Source organism: Tessaracoccus sp. MC1756 (genome assembly GCF_014164735.1).
Taxonomy (GTDB): domain Bacteria; phylum Actinomycetota; class Actinomycetes; order Propionibacteriales; family Propionibacteriaceae; genus Arachnia.
This window is the reverse complement of the sequence record NZ_JACJFZ010000001.1, coordinates 949,546-963,176: the sequence shown is the minus strand read 5'-3', so window position 1 is coordinate 963,176 and position 13,631 is coordinate 949,546. Positions and strand designations below refer to the sequence as shown.

Annotated in this window: 14 protein-coding genes; 3 read left to right on the top strand and 11 right to left on the bottom strand. The window is 70.0% G+C overall.

All coding sequences use genetic code 11. The annotated features are described in order from the left end of the window. Window positions 1–7: 7 nt before the first annotated feature. Genes H5393_RS04470 through hisI form a run of 3 tightly spaced genes read right to left on the bottom strand, consistent with a single transcriptional unit; the run spans window position 8 to window position 1,982 of the window. Entirely contained in the window at window positions 8–169 is a 162-nt protein-coding gene (locus H5393_RS04470) for a hypothetical protein (RefSeq protein WP_182765611.1), read from the bottom strand. Continuing rightward, complete coding sequence (locus H5393_RS04465) at window positions 166–1,656, bottom strand: anthranilate synthase component I (RefSeq protein WP_370585926.1); 1,491 nt, start codon at window positions 1,654–1,656, stop codon at window positions 166–168. The genes H5393_RS04470 and H5393_RS04465 overlap by 4 nt, the downstream gene beginning before the upstream one ends. Further along, window positions 1,653–1,982, bottom strand: a complete 330-nt coding sequence (hisI, locus tag H5393_RS04460) for a phosphoribosyl-AMP cyclohydrolase (RefSeq protein WP_370585925.1) — start codon at window positions 1,980–1,982, stop codon at window positions 1,653–1,655. Before hisI ends, H5393_RS04465 begins: the two co-directional genes overlap by 4 nt. A 48-nt stretch (window positions 1,983–2,030) precedes the next feature. Here hisI and H5393_RS04455 point away from each other — a divergent pair, with 48 nt between their 5' ends. Beyond that, window positions 2,031–2,639: a TIGR03085 family metal-binding protein gene (locus H5393_RS04455; RefSeq protein ID WP_182765610.1), complete on the top strand. Its 609-nt coding sequence runs from the start codon at window positions 2,031–2,033 to the stop codon at window positions 2,637–2,639. On the opposite strand, the gene gatB is transcribed toward H5393_RS04455, so the two are convergent. From gatB to H5393_RS04420, 7 genes are all read right to left on the bottom strand, one after another. Further along, a complete protein-coding gene (gene gatB, locus H5393_RS04450) occupies window positions 2,626–4,122 on the bottom strand; it encodes an Asp-tRNA(Asn)/Glu-tRNA(Gln) amidotransferase subunit GatB (RefSeq protein WP_182765799.1) in 1,497 nt (498 codons plus the stop codon). The genes H5393_RS04455 and gatB overlap by 14 nt on opposite strands. After that, window positions 4,119–5,627 carry an Asp-tRNA(Asn)/Glu-tRNA(Gln) amidotransferase subunit GatA gene (gatA, locus tag H5393_RS04445; protein WP_220488221.1) on the bottom strand — a complete coding sequence of 503 codons (1,509 nt, stop codon included), beginning with the start codon at window positions 5,625–5,627 and terminating at the stop codon, window positions 4,119–4,121. The genes gatB and gatA overlap by 4 nt, the downstream gene beginning before the upstream one ends. Then, entirely contained in the window at window positions 5,624–5,917 is a 294-nt protein-coding gene (gene gatC / locus H5393_RS04440; RefSeq protein WP_182765608.1) for an Asp-tRNA(Asn)/Glu-tRNA(Gln) amidotransferase subunit GatC, read from the bottom strand. Before gatC ends, gatA begins: the two co-directional genes overlap by 4 nt. Before the next feature lie 71 nt (window positions 5,918–5,988). Continuing rightward, on the bottom strand, window positions 5,989–6,186 hold the full coding sequence (locus tag H5393_RS04435; protein WP_255436325.1) for a hypothetical protein: 198 nt from the start codon (window positions 6,184–6,186) through the stop codon (window positions 5,989–5,991). 45 nt (window positions 6,187–6,231) lie between these two features. Next, window positions 6,232–7,185, bottom strand: coding sequence for a uroporphyrinogen decarboxylase family protein (locus tag H5393_RS04430; RefSeq protein ID WP_182765606.1), 954 nt, complete (start codon window positions 7,183–7,185; stop codon window positions 6,232–6,234). Then, on the bottom strand, window positions 7,185–8,258 hold the full coding sequence (mnmA, locus tag H5393_RS04425) for a tRNA 2-thiouridine(34) synthase MnmA (protein WP_182765605.1): 1,074 nt from the start codon (window positions 8,256–8,258) through the stop codon (window positions 7,185–7,187). Before mnmA ends, H5393_RS04430 begins: the two co-directional genes overlap by 1 nt. A 29-nt stretch (window positions 8,259–8,287) precedes the next feature. Continuing rightward, on the bottom strand, window positions 8,288–9,178 hold the full coding sequence (locus H5393_RS04420; protein WP_182765604.1) for a LysR family transcriptional regulator: 891 nt from the start codon (window positions 9,176–9,178) through the stop codon (window positions 8,288–8,290). Between the two features lie 70 nt (window positions 9,179–9,248). On the opposite strand from H5393_RS04420, the gene H5393_RS04415 reads away from it, so the two are divergent. Next, complete coding sequence (locus H5393_RS04415) at window positions 9,249–10,247, top strand: putative sulfate exporter family transporter (RefSeq protein ID WP_220488159.1); 999 nt, start codon at window positions 9,249–9,251, stop codon at window positions 10,245–10,247. Here H5393_RS04415 and H5393_RS04410 read toward each other — a convergent pair. Further along, on the bottom strand, window positions 10,244–11,359 hold the full coding sequence (locus tag H5393_RS04410; RefSeq protein ID WP_182765602.1) for a cysteine desulfurase family protein: 1,116 nt from the start codon (window positions 11,357–11,359) through the stop codon (window positions 10,244–10,246). The genes H5393_RS04415 and H5393_RS04410 overlap by 4 nt on opposite strands. An 84-nt stretch (window positions 11,360–11,443) precedes the next feature. Between H5393_RS04410 and glgX the strand changes: the two genes are divergently transcribed. Then, window positions 11,444–13,624, top strand: a complete 2,181-nt coding sequence (glgX, locus tag H5393_RS04405) for a glycogen debranching protein GlgX (RefSeq protein WP_182765601.1) — start codon at window positions 11,444–11,446, stop codon at window positions 13,622–13,624. Window positions 13,625–13,631: the final 7 nt, after the last annotated feature.

The window sequence follows — 13,631 nt, the reverse complement described above, 5'->3', positions numbered from 1 at the left end:
CCCGAGCCTACCCTCTATCAGTCGGGTCGGCACCGTCGTCCATCGCCTTCCAGAGGTCCTCGGGCTGCTCCGCCGACTGCTGTTTCGGGCGGCGCCGTGGCTTCCAGAACCAGAAGAGCAGCGCGCCCGAGGCCAGCACCCCGAGGATGGGCCAGATGACCTCGATCATGCCGTCGCCATGGCCTCTGCACGCCCGATCGCCGCGATGACGGCGCGCGCCTTGTGGGAGCACTCGGCGTCCTCCGTCTCCGGCACTGAATCCGCGACGACGCCGGCGCCCGCCTGCACATAGGCGACACCGTCGGCCAGCACCGCGGTACGGATGGCGATGGCCACGTCGGAGTTGCCGGCGAAGTCGAAGTAGCCCACCACTCCCCCGTACAGGCCGCGCCGCGAGACCTCCAGGCGGTCGATGATCTCCATGGCCCGCACCTTGGGGGCGCCCGACAGGGTGCCCGCGGGGAAGCAGGCCAGCGTGGCGTCGAGGGCGGTGCGGCCCGCGTCCACCCGGCCGGAGACCGCGGCCTCCAGGTGCATGATGTGGCTGTAGCGGCGCACGTTCATGAACTCGTGCACGGTGACCGAACCCGCCTCGCAGATGCGCCCCAGGTCGTTGCGGCCCAGGTCCACGAGCATCAGGTGTTCCGCCTTCTCCTTGGGGTCTGCGAGCAGCTCCTCCGCCATCTGGCGGTCCTCCTCCGGGGTCCGGCCCCGGGGCCGCGAACCGGCGATGGGCCGCGTCGTGGCCACGCCGTCCTGCACCGTGACGAGCGCCTCCGGGCTGGAGCCGACGATGTCGAAGCCCGGCAGGCGCATCAGGTACAGGTAGGGGCTGGGGTTGGTGAGGCGCAGCGCGCGGTACACCTCGAAAGCATCGGCGCTGGTGGGGATGTCGAAGCGCTGCGACACGACGATCTGGAAGGCCTCTCCCGCGCGGATCTCGTCCTTCACCTCGTCCACCATCGCGCGGAACTCCTCCGACGTGCGTTGCCGATGGACCTCGGGCGTGCGCGGTTCGCCCTCCTGGCACACCAGCGCGACGCGGGGTTGGCGCACCTGCTCCGCCATGGTCTCGACGGCGGCCACCGCGTCGCAGTAGGCGCGCTCCGCGCCCTCCGGGGTGCCGTCGTAGTTGATGGCGTTGGCGATGAGCCAGAGTTCGCCGCGGTGGTGGTCCAGCACGGCCAGTTCGGAGCTGAGCATCATGACCAGCTCCGGCAGTTCAAGTTCGTCGACGGTGGTCTCGGGCAGCTTCTCGAGCCGGCGCACCACGTCGTAGCCCAGGTAGCCCACCATGCCCGCGTGGAACGGCGGCAGGCCGGGGGTCGCCGGGGTGGCCAGCTCCGCCAGGGTTTCGCGGAGGACGACGAGCGGGTCGCCGTCGGCGGGGATGCCCACCAGCTCGCGGCCGATCCAGGCCGCCTGGCCGTCGCGCTCGGTGAGCATGGCTGCGGAACGCACGCCCACGAAGGAGTAGCGCGACCAGACACCAGCGTCTGCGGATTCGAACAGGAACGTTCCCTCCCGGGCGCCGCACAGCGCCTGGTAGAGCGCGACGGGGGTGAGGTCGTCTGCGAGCAGCTTGGCGTGCACGCTGATGACGCGACGATGGTTGGCGAGTTCGACGAACTCGTCGAGCGTGGGAGAGACGATCACTGGGCGGTGTCCTGAGCGGTCAGAGGGGTGAAGAAGCAGGTGCGGTTGCCGGTGTGGCAGGCGGCGCCGGTCTGGCGCACCCTGAGCAGGATGGTGTCGCCGTCGCAGTCGACGGTCACGCTCTCGATGGCCTGGTGGTGGCCGGAGGTCTCCCCCTTGACCCAGAATTCCTGCCTGGACCTCGACCAGTAGGTGGCCTTGCCGGTGGTGAGGGTTCGGCGCAGCGCCTCCTCATTCATCCAGGCCATCATCAGGACCTCGCGGGTCTCTGCGTCCTGGGCGATGGCGGGCACCAGCCCGTCGGAGTTGTAGGTCACAGTCGGCATGAGCATCATTGTGCCGCACGTGTCCGAACCCCCTCCTAGACTGCCCACATGAAGTTCGTCCACCGCCAGCGCGCCGCCCTTGCAGACCTGCTCGAAGAACTGGGGCCGTTCGCCCCCACCATGTGTGAGGGCTGGCAGACCCAGGACCTGGCCGCCCACCTGTACGTACGTGAACACCGCCTGGACGCCCTGCCCGGCATCGGCTCCGAGCGTTTCGCCGGGCACACCGAGCGGGTCCAGAACCTCGAGCTGCACCGCCGCGGGTTCCTGCCGCTGGTGGAGGCCGTCCGCAGGCCCGGCTGGATCATGCGGCCGTTGGATCAGCTGGTGAACTCCTCAGAGCTCTTCATCCACCACGAGGACGTCCTGCGGGCCAACGGCCGCTCGCAGACGCTCACCGCCGAGGAGCAGGAGCACCTGTGGCCGTTGGCGAAGGTCCTGGCCAGGCGTGCCCAGATGCGGTTCGGCGGGCGGCTGCTCATGACCCGCACGGACACAGGCTACGAACACCAGATCGGTCAGGGGGACCGCACCGTGCACCTCGCCGGGCTGCCGTCGGAACTGCTCCTGCACCTGAGCCAGCGTGAGGCCGACGTCACGCTCACCGGCGAGACGTCCGCCGTCGACGCCTGGCGTTCCGCGATCAGCCCGTTGTGAGCTTCGCGAGGATCAGTTCGCGCACCTTGGCCGCATCGGCCTGGCCGCGCATGGCCTTCATGATCTGACCGATGAGCGCACCGGCAGCCTGGACCTTGCCGCCGCGGATACGCTCGGCGATGTCCGGGTTGGCGGCGATCGCCTCGTCGACGGCGGCACCCAGGGCGCCTTCATCAGAGACGACGGCGAGGCCACGCTTCTCGAGGACCACGGCGGGTTCCCCTTCGCCGGCGAGCACGCCGTCGATGACCTGCCGAGCGAGCTGGTCGTTGACCTTGCCCTCGTCCACCAGCGCCTGCACCGCAGCCACCTGGACGGGGGTGATGGCGAGGTCCTCCAGCTCGATGCCGGCCTCGTTGGCCCGGCGGGAGAGGTCTGAAACCCACCACTTTCGGGCGGCCGCCGGTGAGGCACCTGCGGCGACGGTGTCCTCCACCAGCCCCAGGGCACCGGCGTTGACGATGCCGCTGAAGTCGATGTCGTTGAAGCCCCACTCGCCCTGGAGGCGGCGACGGTGTTCCGTCGGCGGTTCCGGCAGTGTGGCGCGCAGTTCCTCCACCCATGCACGCGACGGCGCGATCGGCATCAGGTCCGGCTCCGCGAAGTAGCGGTAGTCCTCCGCGTCGGACTTCACGCGGCCGGCCGAGGTGGTGCCGTCGGCCTCATGCCAGTGGCGGGTCTCCTGCACGATGGAGCCACCGGCGTCGAGGATGGCAGCCTGTCGCGTCATCTCGTAGCGCACCGCGCGCTCGATGGAGCGCAGGGAGTTGACGTTCTTCGTCTCGGTGCGGGTGCCGAGCTTGTCGCTCCCGACGGGGGCGATGGACACGTTCGCGTCGCAGCGCAGCGAGCCCTGCTCCATCCGCACGTCGGACACGCCGAGGGCCTTGAGCAGGTCGCGCAGCTGCGCCACGTAGGCGCGTGCCACCTGGGGCGCCTTGTCACCGGCGCCCAGGATGGGCCGGGTGACGATCTCGATGAGGGGCACGCCGGCACGGTTGTAGTCGATGAGCGAATAGTCCGCCCCCTGGATGCGGCCGGAGCCGCCCACGTGCGTCGCCTTGCCTGCGTCCTCCTCCATGTGCGCGCGCTCGATCTCGACGCGGTAGGTCTCGCCGTCGACCTCCACCTCGACCCAGCCGTCGAAGGCGATGGGTTCGTCGTACTGGGAGGTCTGGAAGTTCTTGGTCATGTCCGGGTAGAAGTAGTTCTTCCGGGCCATGCGGCACCACTCGGCGATCTGGCAGTTGAGGGCCAGACCGATGCGGATGGCGGACTCGACGGCCTTGCCGTTGATCACCGGGAGCGAGCCGGGCAGGCCCAGGCACACGGGGCACACGTGGGTGTTCGGGTCGCCGCCGAATTCGTTGGCGCAACCGCAGAACATCTTGGTGTTGGTGTTCAGTTCGACGTGGGTCTCGAGACCCAGCGCAGGCTCATACCGGGTGAGGAGATCGTCGTAATCGACCAGTTCAGTCATCAGTAAACCGCCTTCGATCCCTCGAGCTGAGTCATTTCGCGCCACATCGGGCCGCCCCACTGCGCTTCCAGCGCCCGCTCCAGCACTGCACCGACCCGGTAGACGCGTGCGTCCTCCATGGGCGGGGCCATGATCTGCAGGCCGGTGGGCAGGCCGTCGCTGAGGCCCGACGGGAACGAGCCGGAGGCGTTGCCCGCCATGTTCGACGGGATGGTGCAGAGGTCTGCCATGTACATGCTCATGGGGTCTGTCATCCGTTCCCCCACCTTGAACGCGGTGGTGGGCGTGGTGGGCGAGACCAGCACGTCGACCACCTCGAAGGCGCGGTCGAAATCCGCCTGGATGAGCGAGCGGACCTTCTGCGCCGAGCCGTAGTAGGCGTCGTAGTAGCCCGCGGAGAGTGCGTAGGTGCCGATGATGATGCGGCGCTTGCCCTCGCGGCCGAAGCCGGCCTCGCGGGTGAGGTTCATGACCTCTTCCGCGGAGCGGGAGCCGTCGTCGCCGGCGCGCAGGCCGTAGCGCATGCCGTCGAAGCGGGCCAGGTTCGAGCTGAGCTCCGCCGGCTGGATGAGGTAGTACGCGGGCAGCGCGTAGGTGAATGCCGGGCAGGACACCTCGACGACCTCGGCCCCGGCCTGACGCAGCAGTTCCACCGCCTCGTGGAAGCGCTCGAGCACGCCCTCCTCGTAGCCGTCGCCCCTGAACTCGGTGACGATGCCCACCTTCATGCCCGTGAGGTCGGTGGCCTGCGCCGCCGCCACGAGTTGGGGTACGGGCTGGTCGAGCGACGCGGAGTCCTTCGGGTCGTGGCCGCTGATGATCTCCTGGAGGAGGGCCGCGTCCTCAGCGGTGCGGGCGCAGGGCCCGGGCTGGTCAAGGCTGGAGGCCATGGCCACCAGGCCGAAACGCGACGAGCCGCCGTAGGTGGCCTTCACCCCGACGGTGCCGGTGACGGCACCCGGCTGGCGGATCGAGCCGCCGGTGTCGGAGCCGATCGCCAACGGCACCATGAACGCCGCGACGGCCGCTGCCGAACCGCCGCCGGAACCGCCGGGCACCCTGTCGGTGTCCCACGGGTTGCGGCTGGGGCCGAAAGCGGAGGTCTCGGTCGAGGAGCCCATCGCGAATTCGTCCATGTTGGTCTTGCCGATGATGACCAGGCCGGCATCGCGCAGGCGAGCCACGACGGTGGCGTCGTAGGGCGGCACCCAGCCTTCGAGCATGAGGGAGCCGCACGTCGTCGGGAAGTCGGTGGTGCAGTAGTTGTCCTTCACACCCACGGGCACGCCGGCCAGGGGACCCAGTTCCTCGCCGGCTGCGCGGCGCTGGTCCACGGCGCGTGCCTGCTCGAGCGCGTGCTCAGCGTCGACGGCCAGGAACGCGTTCAGGGCGGGGTTCAAGGCCTCGATCTGCTCGAGGCAGGCGCGGGTGAGTTCCTCGGAGGTCAGTTCCCGGGCGGCCATCAGCCGGCCCAGTTCAGCGGCGGACTTCGTGATCATCTGGCTCAGTCCTCGCTCAGGATCTGGGGCACGCGGAAGCGGCCGTCCTCGTGGTCCGGCGCGCCGGAGAGTGCCTGCTCCTGCGTAAGGCCGGGGGTGACCACGTCGTCGCGGAACACGTTGCTGACAGGGAGGGCGTGGGTTGCCGTCGGCACATCGGGGCGTGCGACCTCCGACACGCTGCGGACGGATTCCAGGATGACGTCCAGCTCGGGGGCAAGCTCCGCGCACTCCTGCTCGGTGAGCTGGATGCGGGCCAGAGCGCCCAGCCGGGCCACGTCGTCGGCGGTGAGACCCACGTCGATACTCCCTCGGTTGGTGCGGTGCCGCAGGATGCGGCCTGCCCCATCTTAGGGGTAGACGGCGGGGGTCATCCCCCGGTGAGGATCAGGTAGAACATGCGCCCCAGGAAGAACAGCCCGGTGGCGATGGCCACGGTGATAACCGGCACGATGATGCGCTGGAACTTCTTCCACCGCGTGCCGGGGACGCCACGGGGGCCCCACGAGCCACGGGCCGGCTGGACCCGGGTGGGCGTCTGGCCGTCGAGGTTCAGGTTGGAGAACATGCGCACCTGCCCAGCTTAGGCGCTGGCGGCGCACTGCCCATCCCCTCAGCCCTGGCCGAGGAGTTCCTCGGTGAGGGAGGCAGCGCGGGCGAGGGCGTCGAACTGCGGCACGACGTCCGTCTGCCGCCACCCGGCCAGCCCGCAGGCAGTGCCGAGCAGCAGGTGGTCGCCGCCCTCTGCCTGGATCGCCCGGAGCACGCGCAGGGCTTCGTTCACCAGGGCATCCACCCCCTGCGGTTGCCCCAGGCCCGTGTCGACGACGCCCAGCACCAGGGTGCGGCGTTCGTCGGCCCACTGCGCCAACTCATCCAGATCCGCCAGGCGGGAATCGACGGCGGCCCCGGCGAACCCGGCGCGCCGGGCCAGTTCCAGCCAGCGGCCGGGCGCGCAGTTGTGCAGGAGGGCACCGTCGGCGAAGGGCTTCAGGGCCTCGACGGCATCAGCCTCCGAGACACTCCTGTGCCTGCTGAAACCGCTAGCGGTGGGGATGTCGCCCCCGACGACGGCGCCGAGCGCCGGTTCGTCCACCTGCACCAGCACGGTCGCGTCGGGCAGGCGCCGGCCGAACTCACCCCGGAGCACGGCCACCGCCTCGACGAGGGCCTCAGCCAACTCCCGACGCGCCCCGTGATCTGCCAGCAGCCAGTCGCCGGTGGGACGCTCGACAGACGAGGCCAGCGTCCACGGCCCTGTGACGGCGACCTTCAGGGTGCCCGCGAAACCCTGCAGGAGTTCTTCCGCATCGTCCAGGTCGTGGCGCCACTGTGCCCTCGCGCGCCGATGCTCGGCGTCCGGGTGGTGGGTGAGCCGCCACCCGGCGGGCTGCAGGTCGAACGCGAGCCCGCCGACGAGGCCCAGCGTGCGCCCGATCATCGCCGAGGCCACTCCCCTGGCGGGCAATTCCGGCAGCGGCAGCACGTCGGGCAGCGCCTCTGCCATCGAGGAGAGGGCGCCTCGGAAATCCGTGCCGGGCAGCGACCCGGCAGCGGTGATCCGCATCACCGCGCCTCGGCAATGACGGCCGAGCCCACCACGCGGTTGCCGTCGTAGACGACGACGGTCTGGCCTGGGGCCACTCCGGAGGCGGGCTCGTCGAGCGCCACCACCAGGTCGCCGTCGAGAAGGGAGATCGTGGCGTCCTGCGGGATGCCGTGCGCCCGGTACTGGGCGTGACCGCGCCAGGGGCCCTCGATGGGCGACTCCGTCCAGGTGGGACGGATGCCGCGCAGGGAACGCACCGCGAGATCCTCGCGGGCACCCACGACGACGGTGTTGCTCACCGGCTCGATGCTCAGCACGTAGCGTGGTTCGCCCGTGGGGGCGGGGACGCGCAGGTCGAGGCCCTTGCGCTGGCCGACGGTGTAGCGGTGGTGGCCCTGGTGTTCGCCGAGCACCTGCCCGTCGGCGTCGATGATCGGGCCCGGCCTGTCGTCGAGGTAGCGCGACAGGAAGCCCTGGGTGTCGCCGTCGGCGATGAAACAGATGTCGTGGCTGTCGGGCTTCTTCGCCACGCCGAAACCGAGCACGGCCGCTTCCTGGCGCACCACGGGCTTCTCCACGTCGTGCAGCGGGAACAGGCAGCGGCTCAACTGCTCCTGGTTCAACATGCCCAGCACGTAGGACTGGTCCTTGGCCGCGTCAGCAGCGCGGTGGAGCGACACCGACCCGTCGTCGTGGCGCTGCAGGTCCGCGTAATGCCCCGTGGCGACGGCGTCGAAGCCCAGCGCAACACCCCTGTCGAGCACGGCGGCGAACTTGATCTTCTCGTTGCACCGCAGACAGGGGTTGGGGGTGCGGCCGGCCTGGTACTCGGCGATGAAGTCCTCGACGACCGCCTCGTGGAACTCCTCAGCGAAATCCCACACGTAGAAGGGGATGTCGAGCTTGTCGGCCACGCGGCGGGCGTCGTGCGAGTCCTCCAGCGAGCAACAGCCGCGGGCTCCGGAGCGGTACGACGCGGGGTTCTTCGAGAGCGCCAGGTGCACGCCCGTCACATCGTGGCCCTCGGCCACGAGGCGCGCGGCGGCGACGGCGGAGTCCACTCCGCCTGACATGGCAACCAGAACCCGCATGGCCCTCCTTCGGTGATCGGCACCCAAGTCTAGGCGCCCATCGCCGTGGCCAGAAAAAGGGCTGCGGGGCCCGTGGGTTGGGACGGCCCCAGCCAGACGGCGTGCAGGTCACGCTCGATGTTGCCGCCGACGATCGGCACCGCCAACAGCCTGCCGGCGACCAACCCGCTGAGGACCGCGTGGATGGAGAGGACTGCGGGCCCCAGCCCCGCCGCCACGGCAGCGACCACCGCGCCGTTGCTCGGGAGTTCCACGAGGGGGGCCACCCGGCGGCCGGGTACCGCCTGATCGAGGAACGACCTGGTGCCCGAGCCGCGTTCCCGTTCCACCAGTGCCGTGACGGCCAGTTCCTCGACGGTGACGCCCCCTCGCCTGTCCCCCCAGGGATGCTCCGGAGCGACCACCACGACGAGCCGGTCGGTGCCGACGCGGACCCGCTGCAGGTCGCCGGGCACTTCCGGGCCCTCCACGAACCCGAGGCCCACCCGCCCGCGGCGCACGTCGTCGACCACGTCGGCCGAGTTGTGGATCACCATGCTGGCCGCGACCCCGGGATAGTCGCGCCGCATGGCGGCCAGCCAACTGGGCGCGAGGTACTCGGCGATCGTCATGCTGGCGGAGACCACCAGGTCGCGGCCCTCGTACTGCAGCGCCCCGACCCCCTGCAGCAGGCGGTCCATCGCCATCACCACGCTCCGCGCCCACTCGACGGTGAGCTCCCCGTCGGCGGTCAGCGTGGAGCCTGCGGCGCTCCGGGTGACGAGCGTGAGCCCGAGCCGCTGCTCCAGGCCGGCCAGGGTCCGGCTCGCGTTCGACTGGGCCATCCCGACAGCCCGGGCTCCGGCACCCAGGCCGCCTTCGTCGGCGACCGCAACCAACAGGCGGAGGGCCGCGACGCCGGGCTCATGGATCAGAGACATATCGGGAGCATATGCCCTCATGTCCGATGCGGGTTACCGCCTCCGGCCAGGCATTCTGCACACTCTTCCTGTGACCACACCAACAGCCGTCAGAACAAGCACGTCCGTTCTCCCCGGGCTCGCCGCAGCCTTCGCGGCAGCACTCCTCGCCGTCGCCGTCGGCCAGGTAGTCCCCACCCTCAGCCCGCTGCTGGTGGCGATCATCCTGGGCGGCCTCTGGCGGAACCTGGCCGGACAACCGGCCTCGTGGGCACCGGGTGTCGCCGTCGCGGGCAAGCGCGTGCTGCGGATCGGCATCGTGCTGCTGGGCTTCCAGGTATCGCTCGTCGAAGTGCTCGGGCTCGGCGCCGGCACGCTCCTGCTGGTGGTGGCCGCCGTCGGCGTCACCTTCTTCACGACGCGACTCCTGGGCAGGCGGCTCGGGTTATCCGTGGCGCAGAGCACCCTGATCGCCGCCGGCTTCTCGATCTGCGGTGCCGCCGCCGTGGTGGGGGTCGAGCCGGTCACCGACGCCGACGAGAACGACACTGCCACCGCCGTCGCCCTGGTGGTGGTGTTCGGCACCCTCCTGATCCCGCTGCTGCCCCTCGCGGTGGCCGCCCTCAACCTCGGCGCCCAGGTGGGCGGCATGTGGGTGGGCGTCTCGACCCACGAGGTGGCGCAGGTGGTGGCTGCCGCCGGCCTGATCGGACCCGAGGCGCTGACGGTGGCAGTCACGGTCAAGCTGGCCCGCGTCCTGTGCCTCGCCCCGATGGTCGCGCTGCTGGCCATGGGGCGCCGCCGGGCGGCCGCCGGCACCGCCTCCGCGCCGCCGCCCATCGTGCCGCTGTTCATCGCCGGCTTCGTACTCGCCATGCTGGCGCGCACCGTCGGCATCCTCCCTCAGGCCGCGTTGGGCGCGATCGCGGTGGGGCAGAAACTGCTCCTCGCCGCCGCGATGTTCGCGCTCGGGCTCGGGGTGCATGTGAAGTCCCTGCTGACAGTGGGCGGCAAGCCGTTCATCCTGGCCACCGTCGCCACCGGCATCATCACCTCGATCGGTTTGGCCGGCGCCCTGGGCCTCGCCTAGAACGCCGCCCGCGCCTGCTGCAGCGCTTCAGGAAGCACCCGGCACACCACGTCGATGTCGGCGTCGGTCGTCGACCAGCCCACCGAGAACCGCAGCGACTGGGTCGCCTCGTCGGGGGTGCGGCCCATCGCCAGCAACACATCGCTGGGCTGGTGCACCCCGGCCTTGCAGGCGGACCCGACGGACGCGTGCACACCCCGCTGGTCCAGCAGGAACAGGAGGTCGTCGGCCCTGATGCCGTCGAAGGTCACGTTGACGATGTGCGGTGCGCCGTCGTGACGGCTGTTGAGCCGGCCACCGGCATCCACCGCCGCCGCTGCGATCCGTCGGCTGAAGCTGCGCAGCCGTTCAGCCTCCTCCTGCAGCGACGCGACAGCGGTGCTCGCGGCCCGCGCGAAGGCCGCCGCCAGGATCACGGGCACCGTCCCCGAGCGAACCTCCCGCTCCTGGCCGCCGCCGAGACCGATGGCCCGCGGCACCACGTCGCGCCTGACGAGCAGCGCGCCGACGCCCACCGGGCCGCCGATCTTGTGCGCGGACAACGACATCAGGTGCGCGCCGCTGGCCGCGAAGTCGACGGGGAGGTGCCCGAGTGACTGCACCGCGTCCACGTGCAGCCACGCGCCCACCTTCGTGGCCGGGCCCCGGATGTCGTCGACCGGCTGCACGATCCCCGTCTCGTTGTTGACCGCCATCACCGAGACGACGCCGACCCGCTCGTCGATCAGCTGCGCAGCCTCCGCGACGTCCACCCACCCCTCCGCCGTGACCGGCATGATTTCTGCGCCCCACTGGACGGCGCCCAGGACGGCTGGATGCTCGACGGCGGACACCAGGCAGCGGTCACGGCCCTCGTCGCGCCGCTTCGCCCAGCCCCCCAGCACGGCGATGCTGTCCGCCTCGGACCCCCCCGACGTGAAGACGACCTCGGTGGGATGGGCACCCACCGCCGCCGCCAGTTCCTCGCGCGCCTCCTCCAGGATCGCGCGCGCACGCTGGCCCGGCCGGTGCAGCGAGGAGGGGTTCCCGACGAGGGAAACGAGCTCCGTGAACACCGTTATACTGTCCCCGCGCATGGGGGACGAAGCGGCGTGATCGAGGTAGACCGACATAACCTCAGCCTAGAGGCGTGGCGCACAGACCAATTCGTCCAAACCCGGCCCCAGTGGCAGAATGAACCGCCGTTCCATCCTCAGATGAAAGACAGCATGATCCCCCAATCGGCACCTGACAGCCGCTCCCTCGGCGCCCACATCACTGATGCCGGAGTCCGCTTCGGGTTGTGGGCACCTCGCGCGACGGCAGTCGAGCTGGTGCTGGTGGACCAGACCAACCATCAGTTCAACCACCACATGGCCGCCGACGACCTAGGGATCTGGAGGGTCGAGATCCCCGGCATCGGCGCCGGTCAGGCCTACGGCTACCGGGTGCACGGCCCGTGGGACCCCAGCGCGGGCAGCCGCTTCAACCCCGCCCGCCTCCTGCTGGACCCTTACGCCCGCGCCATCAGCGGCGGCGTCGACTTCCGTGGCCCCATCCTCGACCACGTGCCGGGCGACCCGTTCACCATCTCCACCAGGGACTCCTTCGGTGCCGTGCCGCTGTCCGTGGTCGTGCAGGACACCCCGCCACCCACGCCCATCGATAAGCGGCGCCCGATGTCCGAGACGATCATCTATGAGACGCACCTGCGCGGCTTCACCAAGATGCACCCCAGCGTGCCGGAGCACCTGCGCGGTTCCTACCTCGGCATGGCGGATCCCGCGGTCATCGCCTACCTCAAGGACCTGGGCGTCACCGCGGTCGAGTTCCTCCCGCTGCAGCACTTCGTCTCCGAGCCGTTCATCGTGGCCAAGGGCCTGCGCAACTACTGGGGCTACAACACGCTCGGCTTCTTCGCCCCGCACGCCTTCTACGCCCCCCGCGGCACCGTCGGTGACCAGGTGTCCCAGTTCAAGGCCATGGTCTCCGCGCTGCACGAGGCCGACATCGAGGTGCTGCTCGACGTGGTCTACAACCACACCGGCGAGGGGGGCCACCAGGGCCCCACTCTGTCCATGCGGGGCATCGACCACGACGCGTACTACCGCCTCACCAACGACCGTCGCAACGACTACGACGTCACAGGCACCGGCAATTCCGTCAACACCGCCCACCCCATGGCCCTGCAGCTGGTGATGGATTCGCTGCGGTACTGGGTCACGGAGATGGGCGTCGACGGCTTCCGCTTCGACCTGGCCACCACCCTGATCCGCGACGCCAACCACCACGTCGACCAGAACCACGCCTTCAAGCAGCTCGTGGCGGCGGACCCCACCTTCGACGGCATCAAGATGATCGCCGAACCGTGGGACGTCGGCCCCTACGGCTACCAGGTGGGTGCGTACGGCCCCGGCTGGTACGAATGGAACGACCGGTTCCGCGACCACGTGCGCGACTACTGGCGCGGCGCCGTGCACGGCGTCCAGGAGCTCGCCACCCGGCTGGCCGGCTCGCCGGACATCTTCGACCAGCCCGGCCGTAAACCCCAGGCGAGCATCAACTTCGTCACCGCCCACGACGGCTTCACGATGCTCGATCTCGTCAGCTATGACGTCAAGCACAACCTCGACAACGGCGAGGCCAACCGCGACGGCAGTGACAACAACCGCTCCTGGAACCATGGCTGGGAGGGTGAGACGCCAGACCCTGAGATCAACGCGCTGCGCCGCCGGCAGGTGCTCAACATGATGGCCACTCAGCTGCTCGCTGCCGGCACGCCCATGCTGACGGCCGGAGACGAATTCGGCCGAACGCAGAAGGGCAACAACAACGCCTATTGCCAGGACTCACCCACCTCCTGGGTGAACTGGGACATCACCCCCGAATGGGAGGCGGTGCGCGACCGCATCCGTGACCTCATCGACATACGGCAGCGGCACTGCGCGTTCCGGCCCGTTGACTACGCCTATCACACAGAGATCATCAACGAGCACGGCGAGAACCTGCAGCGCGTCGACCTCACCTGGATGGACGGCCGCTACGGCGAGATGAGCCAGGACGCCTGGCACGACGGCGCCCGCCGCCTGCTCGGCATGTACGTCTCCAACGACCACGAGGGCTTCCTCACCTGGTTCAACTCGGACCCGGAACCGCAGCGCATCGTGTTGCCGACCATGCCCTGGGGCCACGCCTACGAGGTCATCTGGCATTCCGGCGACGACGGCGAACTGCCCGAGGGCGCGCTGCCCGCGCTCGGCGAATTCGACATCCCCGGCCGCACCGTCGCGCTCATGCGGGTCAGCGTGCCGTTCAACTCCAAGGAGCTGCTCGCGCTCCAGGCCGAGTCGGAGCCCTCGTCGTACGACCTCATTCCGGGCGGCACGTCCACCAGCTAGGCTGGCG

Bases quoted from the DNA above. Each gene is read 5' to 3' on its own strand.
- glgX (WP_182765601.1), top strand. From the start codon at position 11,444: ATGAAAGACAGCATGATCCCCCAATCGGCACCTGACAGCCGCTCCCTC.
- H5393_RS04470 (WP_182765611.1), bottom strand. From the start codon at position 169: ATGATCGAGGTCATCTGGCCCATCCTCGGGGTGCTGGCCTCGGGCGCG.
- H5393_RS04435 (WP_255436325.1), bottom strand. From the start codon at position 6,186: ATGTTCTCCAACCTGAACCTCGACGGCCAGACGCCCACCCGGGTCCAG.
- H5393_RS04430 (WP_182765606.1), bottom strand. From the start codon at position 7,185: ATGCGGATCACCGCTGCCGGGTCGCTGCCCGGCACGGATTTCCGAGGC.
- H5393_RS04420 (WP_182765604.1), bottom strand. From the start codon at position 9,178: ATGTCTCTGATCCATGAGCCCGGCGTCGCGGCCCTCCGCCTGTTGGTT.
- hisI (WP_370585925.1), bottom strand. From the start codon at position 1,982: ATGCCGACTGTGACCTACAACTCCGACGGGCTGGTGCCCGCCATCGCC.
- H5393_RS04410 (WP_182765602.1), bottom strand. From the start codon at position 11,359: ATGTCGGTCTACCTCGATCACGCCGCTTCGTCCCCCATGCGCGGGGAC.
- H5393_RS04455 (WP_182765610.1), top strand. From the start codon at position 2,031: ATGAAGTTCGTCCACCGCCAGCGCGCCGCCCTTGCAGACCTGCTCGAA.
- mnmA (WP_182765605.1), bottom strand. From the start codon at position 8,258: ATGCGGGTTCTGGTTGCCATGTCAGGCGGAGTGGACTCCGCCGTCGCC.